This is a genomic window from Lactobacillus apis, assembly GCF_002837055.1.
GTDB classification, from domain to species: Bacteria; Bacillota; Bacilli; order Lactobacillales; family Lactobacillaceae; genus Lactobacillus; species Lactobacillus apis.
On sequence record NZ_PDKP01000001.1, the window covers coordinates 20,428 to 42,646 of the forward strand.

The window sequence follows — 22,219 nt, forward strand, 5'->3', positions numbered from 1 at the left end:
AAATTATGAATGTATACATAACTGCAATTTTTTTAGCTTTAATTGCAATGTTAGGAAATGGAGAGTATTTCTTAGGCTCTTCAATGTTATCTAGACCATTAGTAACTTGTACGTTAACAGGACTTGTTTTGGGAAATGTGCAGCAAGGAATTATTATGGGAGCAACGCTTGAACTTGCTTTTGTGGGTTCCTTTTCAATTGGAGCTGCTATTCCACCAGAAATTATTTCTGGAAGTGTTTTAGGAACTGCTTTTGCGATTGGAGCAGGAAAAAGTACTGCAGTAGCTTTGACTCTAGGAATACCGATTGCATCNAAATTATTTCTGGAAGTGTTTTAGGAACTGCTTTTGCGATTGGAGCAGGAAAAAGTACTGCAGTAGCTTTGACTCTAGGAATACCGATTGCATCTCTAGTTTTAGTAATCAAAAATTTGTGTTTCCTCTTTATTTTGCCGTATTTTGTTCACCGTGCTGATCAATATGCAGAAGCTGGTGATGGCAGTGGTGTAAGTAGAATGAACGTTTTGGGAGGATTTTTCTCAATTAACTTGCCAATTGGATTAGTTGTAGGTATTTCTTATGTACTAGGGAGTCCAGTAATCAAGGCTATTTTGGCTGTAATTCCGCAATTCATAATTAAAGGATTAGGTATTGCAACGGGGTTATTACCAGCATATGGTTTTGCACTTTTAATGAAAATGATGATTAATAAGAAGAACGTAACTTTTTTCATTATTGGATTTGCTTTAGCAGTATATTTAAAGATTTCTGTCACTGGTGTCGCAATCTTTGGCGCGTGCCTAGCTTTAATATTGACAGGTTACTCTGCCTTTAATGGCAAGCCAATAGTAAGTACAACAGCCAATACTGCAGAAACAAAAGCAGAAGATGGAGGAATCGACTATGAAGATGAAGAATTCTAAATTACTGTCTAAAAAGGATTTAATGAAAACCTTCTGGCGTTCATTCACAATGGAGTGGGCTTGGAACTATGAACGGCAAATGAACCTAGGATACGCTTATTCAATGGTTCCAGCGTTAAAGAAAATTTATGGAAACAACAAGGAAAAACTAAGAGAAGCATATAAGCGTCATCTCGAATTTTATAATGTTACACCTTGGCTAAGCACATTTCCATTGGGAATTTCTATCGCTATGGAAGAGCAAAATGAGCTTGATCCCGAATTTGATTCATCTTCAATTAATAATATTAAAGTTGCTTTAATGGGACCACTAAGTGGAATTGGTGATTCATTTTTCTGGGGCACACTTCGCGTCATTGCAACAGGTATTGGTACCTCCTTGGCATTACAAGGTAATATTTTAGGACCAATTTTATTCTTGCTGATTTTTAATATTCCAGCACTATTAGCTAGATATTATGGCCTATTTGTTGGATATAACATAGGGTCATCATTTATTGACAAGGTACAAAAAACCGGACTGATGGATAAGTTAACTTATGGTGCATCAGTCTTAGGACTAGCTGTAGTTGGAGCAATGGTAGCCTCAATGGTTACAATTAAAATACCTTTAAAAATTGGCAGTGGCGCAGAAGCAACAACCGTTCAAAAAATTTGTGATGGAATTGTACCAGGAATTTTACCGTTGCTATTCACATTCTTTGTATTTTGGCTAGATCGCAAAGGCTGGAAGTCACAATACATTTTACTGTTAATTGCTGCCATTGGTATTTTCGGAGCTTGGTCAGGAATACTTGGTTAAAAGTTTAAGGAGATACTTATTGAAGAGTATAGAAGATTATGTGCAATTAGAGCCGCAATATTATCAAAATGTTCTAAATAATTATCAAAACTTATTTGATAATCCTTTGGTCCAAATTTCGACCGAAAAAATTGATAACGTGATAATTTATGCAACAGGTTCAAGTTCAAATGCTGCCTATGGCGCTTTACCTTTTATGAGTAAAGTTCTACAAATGCCAGTTCAAGTGGAAGAACCATCAATTTCTGAAAACTATTTGTTAAACGTAAAAGGCAGTACACTTTGCCTGGCTATTTCTCAAGGTGGACATAGTTATTCTGTTGTTAAACTAGTTGAACGATTGCAAAAGTATGGTCATACTGTGTTCACTCTTACTAGTGAACCTGATAGCCCAGTAGCAAAAGTAAGTGACAATATTTTAGCTATGGGGATGCCTATTGAAGAAATGCCCTATGTTAGTGCAGGCTATAGTGTGGAAATATTAGACTTGATTTTAATTGCTTTAGTAATTGCAAAAAAAGAACAAAAAATCTCAAAGCAAGAATATGATCAGTACCTTGTGCAACTTGAGGAAATAGTAAAGATTCTGCCTGATGTAATTGAGCGCGCTGAAAAATGGGTGACAGGTAATTTACCTACTTTTTCACAGGCAAAAAGAATTATGTTTATTGGTTATGGTGCAGCTTATGGTGTTAGCCGTGAAGGTGAAACTAAGACCACTGAAGCAGTAAGAATTAGTTCATGGGGCAAAGAGCTGGAAGAGTACATGCATGGCCCATATTTGGGGCTTATGCAAGATGACTATGTTATTTGTATAGAACCAAATGGTAAACTGCAACAACGACAGGATTTATTAAAAAGGTTTTTAGACAAGCATGTTGAGCATGTTTATACGATTTATGCTGATGATGCGAAAAGTAAAAAAGAGCATGATTTGAGTCTTGAAGTTGAGGCAGATGAGTTATTTGCCGCCCTATATATGACAATTCCGGTTCATTTGCTGGCTTATCGTCTGTCTAAGGAAAAAGGGCATGATTTAGAACACTCTGCCTATCCAGATTTTGATCAAATAACGTCGTCAAAGATATAAAGATTTTAAAGAAACTGAGGAAGAAAAAATGCGTAAATTTAATAAAGAAAAATTAATTGATAGTATGAATGGTGCACTTAAGCTGCGTGGTCAAATCAATGATGTTATTGACCCATTATTTAAGAAGGGCATTTCTAACATTTGCTGGTTAGGAATTGGTGGTACCTACGCTTCAGGGATGCAAGCAAACATTCATATGAAGGAAAAAAGTGCGTTAGAAACTTTTTATCAAAATGCAGCTGAATATAACGTTACTGGAAACAAACGAATTACCGATAAAACATTAGTGGTAATTTCTTCTGTAACTGGAAATACTAAAGAAATGGTTGATGCAGTTGCAAAGTTAAATGAAGTAGGAGCTACTATTTTAGGCTTTATGGATGACCCTAAAGCAAAGCTTGCTTCAAGTTTAACTTACTGCATTTCATATCCTGAAAATGAACAACTGAAATTTTTCATGGTAGGAGATCGTTTGATGTACTTGAACGGTGAATTTCCTGATTACGATGACTTTTATAAAGAAATGGACCAGCATTTTGCTCAAGACATTGCGGATATTGAAGAAGGCTCAGATGAGTTTGCTAAGGAATTCGCAGAAAAACACCATGATGATGAAATACATTATTTTGTTGGAGCAGGAAACCAGTGGGGAGCAACTTATTCATATGCAATGTGCTACTGGGAAGAGCAGCACTGGATTAGAACACGTGCAATTGAGGCTGGTGAATTCTTCCACGGAATGTTTGAGGTAGTTGACAGAGATACTCCTGTAACAGTTTATGTTGGAGAAGATAGTCAACGTCCATTAAGTGAGCGTGTTGCTAAGTTTTTACCAGAAATCTGTGGCAATTATACTATTATTGACTCCAAGGATTATGCTTTACCTGGCTTTTCTGAAAAATACCGCGGCACTTTGTCACCATTTGTTTTTCATGCAATTAATAATCGAATTGATGTTCATATTGAACATATTAATCGTCACCCAATGGACATTCGTCGTTACTACCGTGCTTTAGACTATTAAAGAGATGTGTGTAAGACAATGACAGGAGTTTTAATATGTACCCACGGTAATTCTGCCCCAGAACTATTAAAAACAGCAGAAATGATCTGTGGTAAACAAGATAATTGTCAAACAGTCGCTTTTAAAATGGGCGAAGCGCTTGAAGAACTAAAAGCAGAAATGGACCAAAAAATTGCTTCCCTGTCCGGAACAGTAATTTGTTTAGTCGATTTGAAAGGTGGCACTCCTTTTAATACATTAATCGGATTAAAAGAAAAATATCCGGCTATCGAAATCATTACAGGTGTCAATATTCCAATGTTACTCGAGTTATTTATGAGCCGGAACCAGTTAGCACCTAAGGAATTGATTAAGATGGTAATTGAAGCAGGCAAAAGTGGTGTCTATCATTATCAAGAAGTAGTGCCAACAGGCGATGAAGAAGAGTTTTAAAATTACAAAAAGCAAAGCTAATGAATGCTTTGCTTTTTTTTTGCTAAAAATGAGCCATTATTTGCTGGAAGTGCTATCATAAAAGTATAAATAGATGTAGTACCACTCCTTAGAAAAAGACAGTGCAAGTCTAATAACTTTCAATTACTAATCTTTTACTAAAGATAAAGATACTTACTTAATTGAGGAGGACAGAATCATGCTTTTAACTTCTAGTTTGGCAACCTTATTAAAGGGCAATGTTACTGGTCGCTTAGTTGGAATTGTTTTAATTATCTTAGGTGTAGTTGAATTGCTCTTCAGCCTAAGATATAGCAAGGGAATAATTAAAAATGGTACTAACAATGGCTTTGCACCTGCTTCAATGGCCTTTTCGTTATTCTTTGGGTTGATTTTATTAGTTGTAGGGATTTGTGTTGCTGTTGCCACTTTTTAAGTAGTAAACCAATTTTTTATTAAAGACTAAAAGAGAATTAAATATTATCTTTTTGATAGTAAGCGCTAACCTAAAAGTGTTATAATGTGATTAAATTATGGATACATTTTAGGAGGAAATAATTATTATGGCAGAACAAACTATTATGCTGAATTGTAGTGCAGGAATGAGCACATCATTACTAGTAACAAAGATGCAACAAGCTGCTAAAGATCAAGGAATTGATGCAAATATTTTTGCTTGTCCAGCTTCAGAAGCTACTCAACATATTGAGCAGGATCATCCAGATTGTATTTTACTTGGGCCACAAATTCGTTACATGGAAAGTGATTTCAAGAACAAAGTACAAGGTCAAGGTAAAGATGGTAAAGACATTCCTTTTGCCGTAATTGATATGCGCGCTTATGGTATGATGGATGGCGTAAAAGTTTTACAACAAGCAGAAGATTTAATTAACGGTTAAAACGGAGGAATACGATGGCAGAAAATATGACACCTGAACAAGAAGAACAAGCTACTTTAGAATCAGCAATGGGTTTAATTGCCAATGGTGGTAATGCAAAGAGTTTAGCTTTTGAAGCAATTCGCTTGGCTAAAACTGGTGACATTGAAGGTGCTAGAGCAAAATTAAAGGAATCAGATGAGTCATTAAATGAAGCTCACAATTCTCAAACTGGTATGCTTACCAAGGAAGCTCAGGGAGGCCATACTAAAGTCACCTTGTTAGTAGTTCACTCACAAGACCATTTAATGAATGCAATTACTTTCAGAGATTTAGCCGGTGAAATGGTTGACTTGTACGAAAAATTGTATGAAAACGGTACTTTGAAAAAATAAGATAACTAAAGAGTAAAACTTTTATATCTTCTAAAAACCAGATAACCTTTAAATAAGGTTATCTGGTTTTTATTTTAATTAAACAGTAATCGAGTTCTAAAAAATATTTTCCCTATTTTGTAAGATACAAAAAAGCGAAGTTATTAAAAACTTCGCTTTTTTGATTGATTTTTAAATTTACTAGTCTAGATCTTCACCATTTGAACTAATAACTTTTTTATACCAGTTAAAGGAATCTTTGCGTGAACGCTTCAATGTTCCTTCACCAGCATCATTTTTGTCAACATAGATAAAGCCGTAACGCTTGTCCATTTGTCCAGTTCCTGCAGAAACTAGGTCAATTGGTCCCCATGGAAGATAACCCATCAGGTCAACACCGTCAATTTCAACGGCTTTTTCCATTTCGGAAATATGCTTTCTCATGTAATCAACACGGTAATCATCATGAATTGAGCCATCTTCTTCAACTTTATCATATGCACCCAAGCCATTTTCAACAATGAATAGTGGGATGTGGTAACGATCAGTTAAGTGGTTTAATGCAATTCTAAGTCCCTCTGGGTCAATTTCCCAGCCCCAGTCACTACGTTCCAAAGTTGGATTCTTAGCGATTGCTTTTGATAAATCGTTTAATTTATCAGGTTTAACCTTTTCGGCCGATACAGTAGTTGTCTGGTAGTAGCTGAAGCCAACGTAATCAACTGTACCTTCTTTTAAAACAACACGATCTTCATCAGTGATGTCTGGACGGTAACCATTACGAGTAATGTATGCTTCAACTTCTTTTGGATATTCACCGAAAACATGAACATCTGAGAACCAGTCACGTCTTTGCTCAAACTTGTCAGCTAATAATACATCATCTGATGAAGGAGTTAGTGGACGAACTGGTGAGTAATTAATCATACAGCCAATTTGGAAATCAGGATTAATCTTATGTCCGATTTTGACAGCTAAGGCTGAAGCAACCAATTCATAATGAGCTGCTTGGTACATTGCTGCTTCTTTTTCTTGATCAGTCATACCATCAAGGATAAGTCCTGAGTTAGTAGCCATTAAGAAGTCTTCATTATAGGCTGCTTGATTATCAATTTCGTTAAAAGTCATCCAGTACTTAACGCTGTCTTTGTAGCGGTTAAAGCAAACTGTTGCAAAGCGTACAAAGTAATCAATCAACTTGCGGTTAGTAAAGCCATGATATTTCTTTACTAAATTGTATGGGATTTCAAAGTGAGAAAGGGTGATAACCGGCTCGATGCCATAGTGATGGCAAGTAGCAAATAAATCATCATAAAACTTCAAACCTGCTTCATTTGGCTTTTCGTCATCACCGTTTGGAAAAATTCTTGTCCAAGCAATTGAAGTTCTGAAGGCTTTAAAGCCCATTTCAGCCATTAGCTTAATATCTTCTTCGTAGTGGTGATAAAAATCAATGGCACTGTGGTTAGGATAGTTTTTACCTGGAATTACTCCATCTGTAATTTCACGAGGCTTAGTGGCTGAACCAACAGTCATAACATCGGCAACTGACATACCTTTGCCGTCAACGTCCCAAGCACCTTCTAATTGATGAGCAGCAACAGCGCCGCCCCATAAAAAGCCATCTGGCATTTTTGCTGAGTACATTTGAATCTCCTTTTTAATATTCTTCTGATAGCGCTTAACAAATATATTTTAAACAAATAAGGTAATCCAATCAAGTTATTATGAATGTAATCATTTTTTATTTTTTAGCGTTATAATAATACAGAATATATTGCATATCTAAGGAGAAAGTAATGTCAGATAATTCGCAACCAAAAACGGTTGAGCAAAAGAAACACGCAGATAGCATTAAATATCTCTATTTTAGTCGGTATTTAATGCTACGGTATAGTGTAGTTATATTCTTATTCGTGAATTTGTTTTGGTTTTTAATCCTAATTCAGTATCGGACATGGGTTGGTATTCTGTTATCAGGCCTAGTAACGCTTTTTTCGGCTGCAGCTGGAATTGAGCAGCTAACGAAGATGCATAATCGCAAACTAGATGTTCCAGTGACACGTTACTATTTTTGGACACAAATTGGTTTAAATGTAATTTTAGTGTTGTGTTTATTTATGCCAATAAAAAAACAACTTTTTCCATTTGTTACCAATGCAGACTCGCTTTATTTGATGCTAGCTTTCTTATTTGCAGAAATAATTCTTGCCTACATTTGCGAAAGAAGAGTACACAATATTATAATAGGCAAAGATAAGTATAAAAAACTTATTGAAACATACAAAAAAACAAAATAAGTATTTATTTTGTTTTTGAAAAGGCTTACAATAATATTAACTTAGTTAGGATACAAACTAAGAAATAGAGGGGAGTTATATTATTATGGCAGAAACGACAAAAAAACCGTTGAAGGATCGGTTTGCTGAAGTTGCCGGCAAATTTGCTGCTACAAGATTTGTTCGGGCAATCATGGACGCTGGATACAGTGTTATCTCGTTTTCAATTGTTGGTGCATTTTTCTTAATCTTGACGGTGTTACCGCAAGTTATTCGTGTTGATGGCTTTATTAGCTTTTATGCTAATACAATTGGGCGTTTTACTGACTTATTTCAGTCTGTTTATAATGCGACAATGGGTATTATTGCATTAGTTTTCTCAGGAACCTTTGCATTTTCATATACAAAAATTTATCGTGATGAAGAGCAAATCAATTTGGTTCCAATGAACGGATTAATGATGTTCTTAATGGGCTTTTTCATCACCGTTGCTCAATTAGTCTGGAAAGATGGAAGAATGCAATTTTTGCAATCTATCACCAAGACTAAGATGATAGTTGGTGGTTATCAAGCTTCAACAGCAGGTATATACAGAATAGGTGCTGTTGGTATCTTTGTTGGTTTGGTAATAGCTTGGCTAACGGTTCAAATTTACCGCTATACCGTTAAGCATAACTGGCAAATCAAGATGCCAGATTCAGTTCCAGCAGGAGTCGCAAACTCTTTTAGTGCTTTGATTCCAGCATTTTGTGTAGCTGTTGTAGTTGCTGCAATTAATGGTGCTTTAGTCTTGGCCGGCACTGACATGTTCAATTTGCTGTTTATTCCATTCTCATTCATTAGCAATATTGCAGACACATGGTGGGGCTTCTTGATTATTGTCTTCTTAATTCACTTCTTATGGTGGTTTGGAATCCATGGCGCGACTATTATTAGCTCATTTACGACTCCAATCGTTTTAGCTAATATGGCTGACAATGCTCAAAGAGGTGGACAACACTTCTTTGCAGGAGACCCAACAAACTCATTTATTACTATTGGTGGTTCGGGAGCAATGCTTGGTGTTGCAATTTGGTTAGTTCTTCGGGCTAGATCTACTCAATTGAAAGAACTTGGTAAGGTTGAAATAGTGCCAGCTATCTTCAATATCAATGAACCGTTAATTTTTGGTTTGCCAATTGTTTACAATATTAATTTGATGATTCCATTTATCTGTGCGCCACTTGCTTCAGGAATTGTGGCTTACCTTGGAATTGCATCCCACTTGGTACCTGTAATTAGAGTTCAACAACCTTGGCCAACACCTGTTGGTCTGGGCGGCTTTATTGCAACAACTAGTTGGCAAGGTGGGGTCCTTTCAATTGTCTGTGCGATAGTTGCTTTCCTTGTTTGGTACCCATTCATTAAACACTATGATAATGTCTTACTAAAACAAGAAAAAGAAGGAGCTACTGCTACCGCTGAATAAAATTAATATTAACTAATAGAAACACTCTATTTAATGAAATAGAGTGTTTTTTGTGTGTAAAGATATATCAAAAAGTCCAAAGTCTATTAAAGATTATTTTCACCCCAATCATTCATAGTCTCCATTATCTTAATGAAACTCTTTCCTTGTTTGGTAAGGTAATATTCCACATGTGGTGGTACGGAATGAAAGTCTTTTCTTAATACGAAACCGTCTTGAGTAAGTTCTTTTAGACATCTATTGAGCATTACATTAGTGATTCCGTTAGTATCTCGTTGTAATTGATTAAATCTAATTCCTTCATTCTGATGAATTCGCCAGATTATCAAAAATTTCCATTTTCCACCTAACTGACTCATTACTTTGGAAATGCCACAACTGGTCTGTGAAACTTGATTCATTAGTATTCCTCCATTTACAGTAACAAAAAGATTAGTACTTGCTTATTTTTTACTGTAGTTTAAAGTTACTATATCAAAGAATATAAGGAGAATAAACTATGAAGAAAGATTTTATTGATTTTTTAGCTGAGAGAAAATCAATTAGAAAATTTGATACTAGTCATCGTATTTCAAAGCAGGAAATAGAAGAAATACTGTCTTTGGCGGCAACAGCGCCGTCAGGAAATAACACACAGCCTTGGAAGGTTGTTACAGTTATGAACAAGGAAGTACAAAAACAATTGGTACCCCTATCTTTTAATCAAAGTCAGATTGAAGATGCAGCAGCAATATTTATCGTTTTTGGTGATCCACTTGAATATGATGTAGAGCATTTAGCAGATTATAAAGCGCGTAATGAGCATTTATCTCCTGAAGAAATAGAAAAATTCAAAGAAAAAATGACGAAATTTTATGAAATGTCCCCAATCGAAAAAGGCCCAGAAGCGCTTAAATTAGATTGTGGCTTATTCTCAATGAACTTATTATCCGCCATTCGTGCATATGGCTATGATGGCGCCCCAATGAGAGGTGTAAACTTTTCTGGAATTAAGGAGCTTTTATCTATTCCTGATGATTGGGTGCCAATATTAATTATTCCATTTGGAAAAGCAAATGAGCCTGGAAGGCCAAAGGTTCGCAAACCTGTTGCTGAGTTTACTAGGTTTATAATTTAATCGCCTTGAAGAACATATAGGGATTATTTTAAAAAAGTTGCTATACTGCTTTAACTTTCTATTAAATGGGACTAGAATACTGGTAAATTAATAGAAGGGAGCGATTTATATGATCACTTTTGGTAAAAAGATGAATTACTGGCCATTGTTTTTCTCAATTTTTTGGGCACTTTTTGTATTTCCATTTGCATTAATTCTTTTCCAGACAACTGGTGTTAATGCAGTTATTTGGTCTTTAGGTGTTTCGATGGCAGTCTTTCTATTTGTTTCAGGGATTTATTACCCAACAGCACTTCAATATGATTACAGTTATTATGAAATTTCTGCTAACCAAATTAGATACTATGACTTTAGTACTCGGCTGAAAAAGTTTGAGATGATTTTTTTAGGACCTAATACCCCAATGAAGAGCTTAAACATGGATGAAGTTGAAGATGCAAAAACTTTTGGTGAAAGTGGTGTAGAAAAGCTACCTTCTGTTGCTTTGTTTGATCCAATTATTTTTTTACCGTTCCTGACAAAAGTTTCTGTTATTAAAAACCCTTATGGAATTGAATTGGAACTTGATAGTGGGCAAAAGAAATATATTTCATCTGCTCGTGATAAGGTTTATGACAAGCAAACTTGTACTGCTAAGACTAAGGCAGCACTGGACTTGATTCAAAAGAGCATCTATGGCAGGCAATTAGCTTAATATTTTTGCTTTAACACGATTTACAATCAATATTTTAGTATTAACAAGGTGTACTCGATATAATAAAGGTGTAACAAATTTATTAGATTTGGGAGGCACTTTTATATGAAATATCCAAAGACTAAAGAAGTTTTAAATCAATTAGTTGCTGATTTGACACAATTACACATGATTGTTCATCAACATCATTGGTATATGCGTGGCAACCGCTTTTTGAAATTGCACCCATATTTAGATAAGGTAATGGATGAATTAGCAGATCAACTGGATGAAGTTTCTGAACGTTTAATCACGTTAGACGGTTCGCCAGTATCTACTTTAAGTGAGATCGCAGCAAAAACAAATATTAAGGATGAAAAAGGAAACTGGGATGAAACAATTGATGAGCGTTACGCTAAAATCATCGATGGCTACCACTACCTTGAAAATCTTTATCGTGAAGGAATAAAGGTTAGTGATGAAGAAGGCGACTATGCGACAAATGATTTACTAACAGGTTTCCTTGCTGATGTTGAAAAACGGATTTGGATGATGTCAGGAGAAATAAATAAGGCACCTGAAATTGATCCCGAATAAAAAACAGTTTTAAAAGGCAGTTTTTGTGAACTGCCTTTTTTGTTGTCTTCTTTTAAAATTATTTTTGCTATAATGAAATTAACTTACTCAATGACAAATAGTTGATGAAAAGAAAGCAAAAAACAATGGATAAGCAGGAACAGGACAAATTAAAGCAAAAAGCAGCCGAAAAGGCAGCTAGTTTAGTAGAAAATGGAATGAAATTAGGCGTTGGAACAGGTTCGACTGTTGCCTTTTTGATTGAAGAGCTTGGAAAACGTAAGGACCAAGAAGGTCTAAACATAGCCACAGTAGTGACAACTTCAAGTAGAAGCAAGAAACAATTGGAGAGCTGTGGTTTTAAAGTTAGTGAACTGGCTGAAGTTGACCATCTTGACTTAACAATTGATGGGGCTGACCGATTTGCAAGTAATTTCGATGGAATTAAGGGTGGCGGTGGTGCACTGACACTAGAAAAAAACGTTGCCGTTAATTCGGAAAGAAACATGTGGATTGTGGATGAATCAAAACTCGTTGATCAATTGGGTGATTTTCCATTACCTGTCGAAGTTTTGCCAATTTCTTGCGAGCAGAATTTCCGTTTGTTTAAAGAAGATGGCTTGAAGCCACAATGGCGTATGAATGGCGAAAAGCGATTTGTTACTCATTATGGTAACTACATCATTGATTTGAATATTGATCCAATTCCAGACCCATACGGTTTAGCGGATTACCTAGATAAAGTTGTTGGTGTAGTTGAAAACGGGCTTTTCCTTGAGGTGTGTGATGAAGTGATTATTGCGCATTCAAACGGCCAAATTGAAGATCGAAAGAAGCAGTAAATGTAGTGAAATTCTGCATATTACGCATGATGAATTGCGTTCGCTTTAAAGAAGAGGATTTTAATGACTAAAAAACCATTAATTATCAGTACTGATCCTGGTATTGACGATGTTGCAGCAATTATAATTGCTCTGTTTTCAGATATGCTTGATGTTAAGCTAATTGCCGCAACTTGGGGCAATGTGCCACTAAAAAAAACATTGACTAATACATTGAAATTAGAGGCTTTTTTGAATACGAATGTGCCTGTAGTTTCAGGCGCTTCATGTCCACTTCTGAGACAACAAATTGATGCTTCAGATGTTCATGGTAAAAGCGGCTTAGGTGGCTATGAATTTCCTGAACCGGATATGTCGCTATTAAAAGCTGGGATTGCGGCAGATGCCATTCATGAGGTAGTTGCAAATAGCAGTGAAAAAGTAACTTTAATGCAAATTGGACCAGCAACTGATTTTGCCTTGTATTTCAGACAATATCCAGAGGATTTAGCTAATATTGAGCAGCTGGTAATAATGGGTGGCGCAATAGGTCGCGGCAATTGGAGTCCGTATAGTGAGTACAATGTTGCTGGTGATCCTGAAGCAGCGCAGATTGTTTTTTCTAGTGGATTAAAAATTTTGCTTGCACCGCTAGAACTAGGGCATCAAGCTTTTATTACACCTGATACGCTAAAGCAAATTAAAACGTTGAATCAGACAGGGGAAATGTTATATCAAATCTTGACTGATCTACATGATGAAACAGAAGGTGATGGACGCGAAATATATGATGCCCTTGCAGCTGGAATGTTAATCAAGCCAGAAATGTACACCTTTAAGTCTGCATATGTTGCAGTTGACACCAAAAGCATGTACTCTTATGGAGCTTCACTAATTGATTTTGACGATTTTTATCATCAGCCTGCTAATGCAGAAGTCGGTGTGAAAGTTGATCGTCAAGCTTTTGAAGACTGGTTTATTAGTGCAATTAAAAAGGCAAAGTAATTGAGGTAGCAAATGGCAGATTTCGTTTATCGCACAGTAATGCACGATATAAAACAAAATATATTGGATAACAAATATGAAGGGATGCGTCTCCCAGACGAGCGAAGTCTTGCTGAACATTATCAGGTTAGTCGTTCTTCAATGAAACGAGCAATGGAACTTCTATCTCAGCAAGGAATTGTTTTTAAAAAAAGGGGAAGTGGGACTTTCATTAATCCTTTATATTTAAAGAACCAATCCTTATTTCGCTATGAGGGCTCTAATTTAGGGTTAACCGATAGTCTAAAAGTCCCTGGCAAAAAGCAGAGCATTAAATTACTAGACTATAATGTCATCAAAGCTCCTGAAGCGATCCGGCAAGACCTGTTTTTAAATGAAGATGATTTTGTTTATGAGTTTAAGAGATTAAGATTTCTCGATGAACAACCATTTTTAATTGAGACAGGCTACCTTCCGATTAAAATTGTTCCTGAATTAAAGTCTGAACATTTGAAAAAATCTCTGTTTAATTACTTAGAGGATTCACAGAATAAGGTTGTTACTAAAGCCTTTCTCAATATTACAGTTGAACCTTCAAGTAATGAGGATCAAGAGAAACTAAAGTTAAAAGAAACAGAGCCTGTTGGAGTAATTGAGGGTATTTTCTTTTTGGATGACGGTACACCATTTGAGGTATCAACGATGCGTATTCATTACCAATACATGAAGTTCAACACGTTCGTAAATTTAAATAAATAGAAAAAGAGCTAAGCAACTGCTTAGCTCTTTTTGGGATACATTCTATTTAAAAGAAGGAAATTAAATATTACTAAGTTTAAATTGGCTTATGTCCGTGATGGGACTAGTGTAAACAAAATTTAAACTTATCTGTTTGGTTTTGTCACTTAAACTATGTAGGAGCTTTTGCTGAAAATTAGTTAAGCGCAAATGATTAAGCGCAATGTTAGCCTGAATATACAGCACTAATTTACCAGTATATTGTAGTGGATGATCATTTGACTCGAATTTTTGCATAACTAGTCCGATTGCATCTCGAATTGGCCGATATTTTGCAATATTTAATTCGTTATAAATATTATTAAAAAACTACGATAAAATTGATTTAATTCTTTGTATGTTTCATTAATCAGCTTTTTTTCTTTTGGAGATGAAGCACCGATTAAGTGAACACTCATTACATCACTTCCTTAGTACAGAAATAATTTGTGTTTTAGGCGCAAATTTTTCTTTTAGTTCTTGGGGTAACGGATCATCAGTAATAAGTACATCGATCTGACTCAAGGGGATTGACATAAACGGAGAAGTATTTTGACTGTTGAACTTATAATTTTCTGCGATTACCACAACTTGTTTTGCCCTCGAAGCAGCGACGCGAGTTAATTCTGCATCACTCATCTTTGTGAGATAAGCACCATCTTCTTTGACGTTTGATGTGCCAAAAAATGCTGTATTAAAGCTCATTCGCTTTAAAGTATCAATCGATGTGACTGAATAATTAAAGCGATGTTCTTTGTCGATTTTTCCACCTAATAGACGAACGTCGGGTAGTCTTGATTGCATCAATTCCAGGGAATTATCAATTGAATTTGTCACAATCTGCAAATCCATACCACAAATTAATTCGCATAGCTTTTTCAGTGTAGTTGAAGCACCAATAAAATCGTATTGATTTGGATGAACAAAGCGGAGAGCCATCTGTGCCATTTTCGTTTTAATAGGGGAGTCGATGTGATTCCTGGTAATGAAATTAGGTACGTTGTCGTGACTGTTAGCCAGTAATCCACCGTGAACTCGAATCGCTTGACCTGTGGAAGTTAATCTAAGAACATCTCGCCGGGCTGTATCAAACGAAACATTAAAGTAGTCTGCTAAATCTTTTGTAACTAAGTGATGTTTTTGTTCTAATAATTTTTTTATTTCGCGAATTCGTTCTTCTTGAGTCATAATATTTCTCCTAAAAATAATCTAGCATTTTTTATTTTTTTAAGAATCAAATAGTCAGTATTTCATATTGGATTTTATGTGTTTGTTTGTGTTTAACTAAAATTATACTGAAGTTTAAAGTTAAAAAGACTGGTAAATCAATATTTTAAAAAAAGGAATTTGCTTAAATGCTTATTTAAAATTGGAACGAACCAATTTTTAAAATGGTTGATATTGAATATAAAATTGGTATAATAACCGTATAAAGAAAGTTTAAGTAAATAATTTCTAAATAGGAGAAATAATATGGCAGTAGATTATGATTCAAAGGAATTTTTAAAGAGCGTAGATGCCCATTGGCGTGCAGCTAACTATTTGTCAGTTGGTCAACTCTTTTTGATGGACAACCCACTTTTAAAGCATGACCTTAAAGCAAGTGAAGTTAAGCCTAAACCAATCGGACACTGGGGAACAATCTCACCACAAAACTTTATTTATGCACATTTAAACCGTGTCATTAAGAAGTATGGCTTGGATATGTTTTATATCGAAGGCTCCGGTCACGGTGGTCAAGTAATGGTTTCTAACTCATATCTTGACGGTTCATACAGTGAGCTTTACCCAGAAATTCAACAAGATGAAAAGGGAATGGCTAAGTTATTCAAACGCTTTAGTTTTCCTGGTGGTTCTGCTTCTCACGCTGCTCCTGAAACTCCAGGTTCAATGCATGAAGGCGGCGAGCTTGGCTACTCACTTTCACATGGTACCGGTGCAATTTTAGACAATCCTGATGTGATTGCAGCAGTTGAAATCGGTGATGGTGAAGCTGAGACTGGCCCACTAGCTGCAAGTTGGTTTAGTGATAAGTTCATTAACCCAATCAAAGATGGTGCTGTACTACCAATTTTACAAATTAACGGTTTTAAAATTTCTAACCCAACCATTGTTTCAAGAATGTCAGATGAAGAACTAACCAAGTACTTTGAAGGTATGGGTTGGCATCCTTACATTATTTCTGCATATAATGGTGGTGAATTTGACGGCTATAAAGATCACATGCAAGTTCACGAAGAAATGGCAAAATTAATGGATACTGTAATTGAAGAAATTAAAGCCATTCAAAAGAATGCTCGTGAAAATAATGATGAGACTTTACCACATTGGCCAATGATTATCTTCCGCGTTCCAAAGGGATGGACAGGACCTACAACTGATCTTGACGGTAATCCTATTGAAAACTCATTTAGAGCACACCAAATTCCAATTCCTGTTGCTCAAGATGACATGGAACATAAAGATATGTTGGTTGATTGGCTTGAAAGTTATAAACCAGCAGAACTGTTTGATGAAAATGGTGTACCAACTGAATTGGTAACTGCTGATAATGTTACTGGTGATAGCAGAATGGCAGTCAACCCAATTACAAATGGTGGTGGCGACAAAGCTAAGCGCCTCAACCTTCCAGATTATCGTAAATATGCCTTAGAATTTGATCAACCTGGTTCAGTTGAAGCAGAAGATATGACTGAATGGGCAAAATATTTGAATGAAATTGCAGAACTTAACCCAGACAATTTCCGTGGCTTTGGACCTGATGAAACCAAATCAAATCGTTTGTTTAAATTTATTGATGAGCAAAAGCGTCAATGGGAAGGTTCAGTTCATACACCAAACGATGAGAACTTGGCACCAAGTGGTCGTTTAATTGATTCTCAATTATCCGAGCACCAAGACGAAGGTTGGCTTGAAGGCTACGTTTTATCTGGTCGTCATGGTTTCTTTGCAACTTACGAATCATTTGGACGTGTTGTTGACTCAATGTTAACCCAGCACATGAAGTGGTTAAGAAAAGCCAAGGAACAATATTGGCGTAAGGATTACCCATCTTTGAACTTTGTTGCAACTTCAACTGTTTTCCAACAAGATCACAATGGTTATACTCACCAAGATCCTGGTATCTTAACTCACTTATATGAAAAGAATCGTCCAGATTTGATTCACGAGTACTTACCAGCTGATACGAACTCTTTATTAGCAGTATCTCAAAAAGCATTTACTGATCGTGAATGTATCAACGTTTTGGTTACTTCTAAGCAAGAACGTCCACAATGGTTCTCAATCGATGAAGCAACTAAGATTGCTAACCATGGTTTATCATATATTGATTGGGCTTCAACTGATCAAACTGCTAAGCCTGATGTTGTCTTTGCTTCAACTGAAACTGAGCCAACTATGGAGTCTTTAGCTGCTATTGATATTTTGCATAAGAATTTCCCAGAAATGAAAATTCGTTACATTAACGTCATTGATGTAATGAAGTTAATGAATACAACAGATAATCCAGAAGCAATTTCCGACAAGGAATATGGAGAATTATTCCCTGCTGATGTGCCAGTAATTTTTGCATGGCACGGCTACAAGGCAATGATGCAATCAATCTGGTTTGGTCGTAATCGTAGCAATGTTCATATTCACTGCTATGAAGAAGAAGGCGACATTACTACTCCATTTGACATGAGAGTTGTTAATGAACTTGATCGTTTCCATTTAGCAAAGGATGCAGTCTTGAGTATGCCAGAATACGCTGAAAAGAGCGCAGGCTTTGTTGCAGAAATGGATCGCTTATTAGCTAAGCACCACCAATACATTCGTGACAATGGTAAAGATATGCCAGAAGTAACAGAATGGAAATGGACAGGCTTAAAATAAATTAAGTGTACATCTCATTTTACTTATAAATAAAAAACGTGATTCCACCCGGAACCACGTTTTTTGCTTTGAAAATTATTATTGATCTTTTGGATCGATTCCCCAAAAGAAGGTTAATATTGCTGCCGTAATTAGAGATATTGCGGAGCCTAAAATCATAAAGCCAATTGGCTTATACATTAGCATCAAGATTGAGAAAATGTTGTCAATTTGGAATGCTCGAACAACTACGTGAAGTGAGGCATTAATGGCACCACCAATTCCACCTGCAATTGCTGTGATGATCATTAATCTCTTTGAGGGCATAATTAAACCGTACAAAATAGGTTCAGTTACACCGGCAAAAATACCTGTAATTGTAACAGATCCTGATAGTCCCTTGAGTTTGGCATCTTTCTTTTTGAGTAAACTGTATAAAAAGATACCGAGAGAAACACCGATTTGCGCCCAAACGGCTGCAACTGCAACACCACCAATTACATCACCACCGTACATTTTGAGGTTTTGCAATGTGATTGGCACTAGGCCCCAGTGTAAACCAAGTACGGTTAAGAAAGGATAGACCATGCCTAGCAGCAAGCCAGCAACTAATCTGCTTTTACCGAATAGCCACATAATAATAGCTGAAATCCATTTACCTACAGTGTCACCAAATGGACCAAAAATTAGTACGGTTGCTGGTACTAAGATAATTAAACAAATCATTGAATTTAGGAAAATCTGAATTTGTTGTGGAATAATCTTTTTCAATAAGCGGTCAAGTAAAACGTAAACCCCGATAATGACAAAAATTGGGAATACTGTTGTGGAATAGTCAATTGCGTCTAATGGCATGCCAAAAAGACTAAGACCGTGCTTTCCAACCAATTGAGTAAAATTTGGTTCTAACAGTGCTGCCCCCAAAGCTCCACCGACAAATGGGTCTGCTTTAAATTCTTTAGCTAAAGTAATGCCGACGAAAATAGGTAGGAAGTAAAATACTGAGTTGCCAGCTGCAGATAAGACAAGATAGGCTGTACTAGTTTCAGATAACCAATGCAAATTAGCTAAAACTGTTAGAACAGCCTTTACCATTCCGGCGCCAGCCATTACTGAAAGAAGTGGCATAAAAGCCCCGGAAATAGTTTTAGTTATTGACAACTTAGCTTTTTTATCTGTTTTTTCTTCTTTAGAGTTAGCTGTCTTGTTATCACTCAGTTTTTTCTGAATGACGTCATAATAATCTGCCACATTAGTACCAATTACGACCTGCTCTTGACCGCCACTTTTAACGACACTTAAAACGCAAGGCAAGGAATTCAATTTGTCTTTATCGACTTTACTATCGTCTTTTAAGTCAAAGCGCAATCTAGTTACGCAATGGACCAAATTATTGACGTTATCTGGTCCGCCAACATATTTTAAAATTGCCTCTGATTCACCATTAATATTATTCATACATTCTCCCACTTATAAAAATTAATGAGAATAACTTTTGGATTATCTCATTATATTTTAAAAAATAAGCAATATTATAATTTAACTTTATAGCAATTGTCAATGAACTTAAAAAGAACATTTTAGAAGTATATTGCCATTTATAAATCCTTTAGTATAAAATTAAATTGTTGGCAATTTTTAACAAATTTAAAAAAGGAGGAAACAGTGAATAAACTAGTAAATGTGTTAACTACGACAGATATCCATGGCTTTATTTCTAATGAGGGGCAGCCACCTGCCTTGGCGTTGCAAGGAATAAAGGAAAAATATCCTAACTCTCTGTTAATGGATAGTGGAGACTTCTTTGTTGGCAACCCTTTGACCACTTATTTTTGTGATCAAATGCAAGTATCTCCAATGGTAGATTATGCCAATAAAGTCGGGTTTGATGTCATGGTACCTGGGAACCATGATTTTGATCATGGATTGAATTATTTAAAGCGTCAGGTTAGCCATTTAAATGCTGACTATGTTTGTTGTAATGTTTTTGATGAAGAGGGAAATTGGATTTTTTCACCGTCTACCATTAAAGAAATTGATGGCATCAAAGTGGGAGTAATTGGTTTACTGACAAGTAGAATGTCAATGATCAGTGACTTTGATGTAACCACTGGAGTAGTAGTTAAGGAAGCATTACCTGAATTACAAAAACAGGTAGCAGCTTTACGCGATCAAGTCGATTTAATTTTAGTCGGCTATCACGGTGGAATTGAACGGGATTTGAAGACACACGCTGAAACTAACTATGCAACGGGTGAGGACGAAACTTTTAAATTAGTATCGCAAACACCAGGCATTGATGGTTTTAGCTGTGGTCACCAGCATCGTATTAATCATGGTCAAATAGGTGATACCCTTGTTGTTCAAGGTGGATACCGAGGTAATTGCTTTGGTCACATGACGTTTGAATTTAATGATCAAAATAAAATTGTAAAACGTCAAGAAGAAATCGTCTTAACTGAGACTCTGCCAGCCAAAACAGGCGATTTTTATTCAGAAGAAGATTATCAAAATTGGCTTGCAGAAGATTTTGATCTCAGTCATTTAGTAGAGTTTTTAAAACAAAAATTTGCTCGCGAACATTTAGGAATTTTTATTAGCTTAAAAGGGAAAACTAGGCAGCAAGTAATAGATTCTTTTACCATTCCATATGGTGTTAGAATTTATCGCCTGACTTCGTCCGAATATCAGGTTTTCAGTCAACAAGATTGGGCCCTTAAGCAAGAAAATTATGATTCTAATGCTCACGACTTTTTGGTTCTGACGAATTCTTATGAAGTACCAGAATATCGGTTGACGGACCAATTTGTTGATAATATTTTTGATGAATATTCATACTATTTAACGCAGCGCAATTAGGGAGAAAGTAATGGGAGTAATTGGAATTATTATAGTGTTGGGTCTACTTTATCTGGTGAGTTTTGATCGCAAGCACATCGACTACAAATCACTTATTTATCTTTTTGTAACAGAATTAGTAATCCTGTTTTTGATTTTAAAAACAACAATTGGTAACTGGATCATTAAGGGATTATCCGGTAGTTTAAATATTATCAGTCAGTCTAGTAGTAAGGGTGTAAACTTCGTTTTCGGTGATTTAAAAAATCCCGGTGCTACTTCACAATTTTTCTTAAATGTCTTATTACCGCTGATTTTCATTTGCGCATTGATTGAATTGTTGCAGTATTTGCGTATTTTACCTTTTATTATTAAATATGTTGGTAAAGTTCTGAAAAAGCTGTTCCATATTGATGAAATTAATGCGTTTACGATTTTAAGTTATCCTTTTGTAAGTAATGGTGTTTTTGTTCCTTTCAAGGATCAAATGAAAGACATGTCACCAAATCAATTATTTACACTATCAATTTATACTTTATCAAATACTACAGTAACAATGATTGCTTCATATATGCATATTATTAAATCTGAATTTATTATTGTTGCTTTGATACTTAACCTCTTCACTTCGATTATTGTTGCTAAAATAGTTGCACCATACGATATTTCGCAAGTTAATTATGAAATTTCGACTAAGAACACTAATCAAAAGTCATTGATTACGCGTTTGATTGACAGCATGAACCTTGGATTTAAACTAGCAATTAACATTTCAATCTCAATTATTGGTTTTGTTTCGTTAATTACTTTTGTCAACATTATTTTCAAATCAGTTTGTGGTAAAACCTTAACGGCCTTAATTGGTTATGTTTGTGCTCCTGTAGCTTTTATCATGGGAGTAGATCCACATTCAATTGTTAGTGCTGGTACAGTTCTGGCTACTAAAGCATTCACCAATATCTTTGTCGCAATAAACCAAATTAATATGCACGCAGTTCCGCTTAAGACGCAAGCAATCGTTAGTGTTTTCTTGATTTCTTTTGCTAACTTACCAAACTTGGGTACTACATTAGGTATCATGCATACAATGGTTGATGAAGAGCATGGTGAAGCTATTGCAAGTCATGCATTAAGACTATTTTTGGTGGCAACAGCCGTCAGCATTCTTAATGGAGCATTGGCTGGTCTATTTTATTCATTTTAATTAGCTTTCTCCTTGTTAATTTGAAGATTTTTATTTATAATAAAAACATCATAAGGGAGTAACAGCAATTACCTGCGATAAGCCCAACAACCGAAGATATACTTC

At 35.7% G+C, this 22,219-nt stretch carries 22 protein-coding genes and 2 pseudogenes; 19 read left to right on the plus strand and 5 right to left on the minus strand.

What is annotated here, in order from left to right; translation table 11 throughout:
• Nucleotides 1-5: 5 nt before the first annotated feature.
• The 8 genes and pseudogenes from CRG87_RS00200 (at nt 6) to CRG87_RS00235 (ending at nt 5,543) form a co-directional block, all read left to right on the plus strand.
• Nucleotides 6-922: pseudogene (locus tag CRG87_RS00200) on the plus strand (PTS mannose/fructose/sorbose/N-acetylgalactosamine transporter subunit IIC).
• Entirely contained in the window at nt 903-1,724 is an 822-nt protein-coding gene (locus tag CRG87_RS00205; protein ID WP_074425693.1) for a PTS system mannose/fructose/sorbose family transporter subunit IID, read from the plus strand. Before CRG87_RS00200 ends, CRG87_RS00205 begins: the two are co-directional and overlap by 20 nt.
• Before the next feature lie 19 nt (nt 1,725-1,743).
• Entirely contained in the window at nt 1,744-2,814 is a 1,071-nt protein-coding gene (locus CRG87_RS00210) for an SIS domain-containing protein (protein WP_074425692.1), read from the plus strand.
• A gap of 28 nt (nt 2,815-2,842) precedes the next feature.
• Complete coding sequence (locus CRG87_RS00215) at nt 2,843-3,838, plus strand: SIS domain-containing protein (protein WP_074425691.1); 996 nt, start codon at nt 2,843-2,845, stop codon at nt 3,836-3,838.
• 18 nt (nt 3,839-3,856) lie between these two features.
• Nucleotides 3,857-4,270 (plus strand): PTS sugar transporter subunit IIA, encoded by a 414-nt coding sequence (locus tag CRG87_RS00220; RefSeq protein ID WP_074425690.1) that lies wholly within the window; start codon nt 3,857-3,859, stop codon nt 4,268-4,270.
• 199 nt (nt 4,271-4,469) lie between these two features.
• Complete coding sequence (locus CRG87_RS00225; protein WP_074425689.1) at nt 4,470-4,706, plus strand: hypothetical protein; 237 nt, start codon at nt 4,470-4,472, stop codon at nt 4,704-4,706.
• Nucleotides 4,707-4,833: 127 nt separating this feature from the next.
• On the plus strand, nt 4,834-5,169 hold the full coding sequence (locus CRG87_RS00230) for a PTS sugar transporter subunit IIB (protein ID WP_046306261.1): 336 nt from the start codon (nt 4,834-4,836) through the stop codon (nt 5,167-5,169).
• A 14-nt stretch (nt 5,170-5,183) separates the two neighbouring features.
• On the plus strand, nt 5,184-5,543 hold the full coding sequence (locus CRG87_RS00235) for a PTS lactose/cellobiose transporter subunit IIA (RefSeq protein ID WP_046306262.1): 360 nt from the start codon (nt 5,184-5,186) through the stop codon (nt 5,541-5,543).
• A 180-nt stretch (nt 5,544-5,723) separates the two neighbouring features.
• Here the strand turns inward: CRG87_RS00235 and CRG87_RS00240 are convergent, their stop codons facing one another.
• The gene (locus CRG87_RS00240) at nt 5,724-7,169 is read right to left on the minus strand and encodes a 6-phospho-beta-glucosidase (RefSeq protein ID WP_074425688.1); all 1,446 of its coding nucleotides are present in this window, start codon (nt 7,167-7,169) and stop codon (nt 5,724-5,726) included.
• Nucleotides 7,170-7,321: 152 nt separating this feature from the next.
• On the opposite strand from CRG87_RS00240, the gene CRG87_RS00245 reads away from it, so the two are divergent.
• A complete protein-coding gene (locus CRG87_RS00245) occupies nt 7,322-7,822 on the plus strand; it encodes a PTS cellobiose transporter subunit IIA (RefSeq protein WP_228150039.1) in 501 nt (166 codons plus the stop codon).
• Between the two features lie 85 nt (nt 7,823-7,907).
• Nucleotides 7,908-9,269: a PTS cellobiose transporter subunit IIC gene (celB, locus tag CRG87_RS00250; RefSeq protein ID WP_046306266.1), complete on the plus strand. Its 1,362-nt coding sequence runs from the start codon at nt 7,908-7,910 to the stop codon at nt 9,267-9,269.
• An 86-nt stretch (nt 9,270-9,355) separates the two neighbouring features.
• On the opposite strand, the gene CRG87_RS00255 is transcribed toward celB, so the two are convergent.
• Complete coding sequence (locus CRG87_RS00255) at nt 9,356-9,670, minus strand: winged helix-turn-helix transcriptional regulator (protein WP_074425686.1); 315 nt, start codon at nt 9,668-9,670, stop codon at nt 9,356-9,358.
• A gap of 98 nt (nt 9,671-9,768) precedes the next feature.
• Here CRG87_RS00255 and CRG87_RS00260 point away from each other — a divergent pair, with 98 nt between their 5' ends.
• From CRG87_RS00260 to CRG87_RS00285, 6 genes are all read left to right on the plus strand, one after another.
• On the plus strand, nt 9,769-10,386 hold the full coding sequence (locus CRG87_RS00260) for a nitroreductase family protein (protein WP_074425685.1): 618 nt from the start codon (nt 9,769-9,771) through the stop codon (nt 10,384-10,386).
• Between the two features lie 109 nt (nt 10,387-10,495).
• The gene (locus CRG87_RS00265) at nt 10,496-11,080 is read left to right on the plus strand and encodes a hypothetical protein (RefSeq protein WP_074425684.1); all 585 of its coding nucleotides are present in this window, start codon (nt 10,496-10,498) and stop codon (nt 11,078-11,080) included.
• A 105-nt stretch (nt 11,081-11,185) separates the two neighbouring features.
• The gene (locus CRG87_RS00270; RefSeq protein ID WP_046306275.1) at nt 11,186-11,656 is read left to right on the plus strand and encodes a Dps family protein; all 471 of its coding nucleotides are present in this window, start codon (nt 11,186-11,188) and stop codon (nt 11,654-11,656) included.
• A 125-nt stretch (nt 11,657-11,781) separates the two neighbouring features.
• A complete protein-coding gene (rpiA, locus tag CRG87_RS00275; RefSeq protein ID WP_074425683.1) occupies nt 11,782-12,477 on the plus strand; it encodes a ribose-5-phosphate isomerase RpiA in 696 nt (231 codons plus the stop codon).
• A gap of 63 nt (nt 12,478-12,540) precedes the next feature.
• Complete coding sequence (locus CRG87_RS00280) at nt 12,541-13,461, plus strand: nucleoside hydrolase (RefSeq protein WP_074425682.1); 921 nt, start codon at nt 12,541-12,543, stop codon at nt 13,459-13,461.
• A 12-nt stretch (nt 13,462-13,473) separates the two neighbouring features.
• Nucleotides 13,474-14,199 (plus strand): GntR family transcriptional regulator, encoded by a 726-nt coding sequence (locus tag CRG87_RS00285; protein ID WP_074425681.1) that lies wholly within the window; start codon nt 13,474-13,476, stop codon nt 14,197-14,199.
• 60 nt (nt 14,200-14,259) lie between these two features.
• Here the strand turns inward: CRG87_RS00285 and CRG87_RS00290 are convergent.
• Together CRG87_RS00290 and CRG87_RS00295 are read right to left on the minus strand one after the other, a co-directional pair.
• Nucleotides 14,260-14,636 (minus strand): annotated as a pseudogene (locus CRG87_RS00290) (bacteriocin immunity protein).
• Nucleotides 14,637-14,640: 4 nt separating this feature from the next.
• Nucleotides 14,641-15,405: a DeoR/GlpR family DNA-binding transcription regulator gene (locus tag CRG87_RS00295; protein ID WP_074425679.1), complete on the minus strand. Its 765-nt coding sequence runs from the start codon at nt 15,403-15,405 to the stop codon at nt 14,641-14,643.
• 285 nt (nt 15,406-15,690) lie between these two features.
• Between CRG87_RS00295 and CRG87_RS00300 the strand changes: the two genes are divergently transcribed.
• Nucleotides 15,691-18,093 carry a phosphoketolase family protein gene (locus CRG87_RS00300; protein WP_074425678.1) on the plus strand — a complete coding sequence of 801 codons (2,403 nt, stop codon included), beginning with the start codon at nt 15,691-15,693 and terminating at the stop codon, nt 18,091-18,093.
• Between the two features lie 78 nt (nt 18,094-18,171).
• Here CRG87_RS00300 and CRG87_RS00305 read toward each other — a convergent pair whose 3' ends face one another.
• Nucleotides 18,172-19,530: a PTS transporter subunit EIIC gene (locus CRG87_RS00305; protein WP_074425677.1), complete on the minus strand. Its 1,359-nt coding sequence runs from the start codon at nt 19,528-19,530 to the stop codon at nt 18,172-18,174.
• 207 nt (nt 19,531-19,737) lie between these two features.
• On the opposite strand from CRG87_RS00305, the gene CRG87_RS00310 reads away from it, so the two are divergent.
• Together CRG87_RS00310 and CRG87_RS00315 are read left to right on the plus strand one after the other, a co-directional pair.
• Nucleotides 19,738-20,931 carry a bifunctional metallophosphatase/5'-nucleotidase gene (locus CRG87_RS00310; RefSeq protein ID WP_074425676.1) on the plus strand — a complete coding sequence of 398 codons (1,194 nt, stop codon included), beginning with the start codon at nt 19,738-19,740 and terminating at the stop codon, nt 20,929-20,931.
• 10 nt (nt 20,932-20,941) lie between these two features.
• Complete coding sequence (locus CRG87_RS00315; protein ID WP_074425675.1) at nt 20,942-22,114, plus strand: nucleoside transporter C-terminal domain-containing protein; 1,173 nt, start codon at nt 20,942-20,944, stop codon at nt 22,112-22,114.
• The last annotated feature ends 105 nt before the right edge of the window (nt 22,115-22,219 follow it).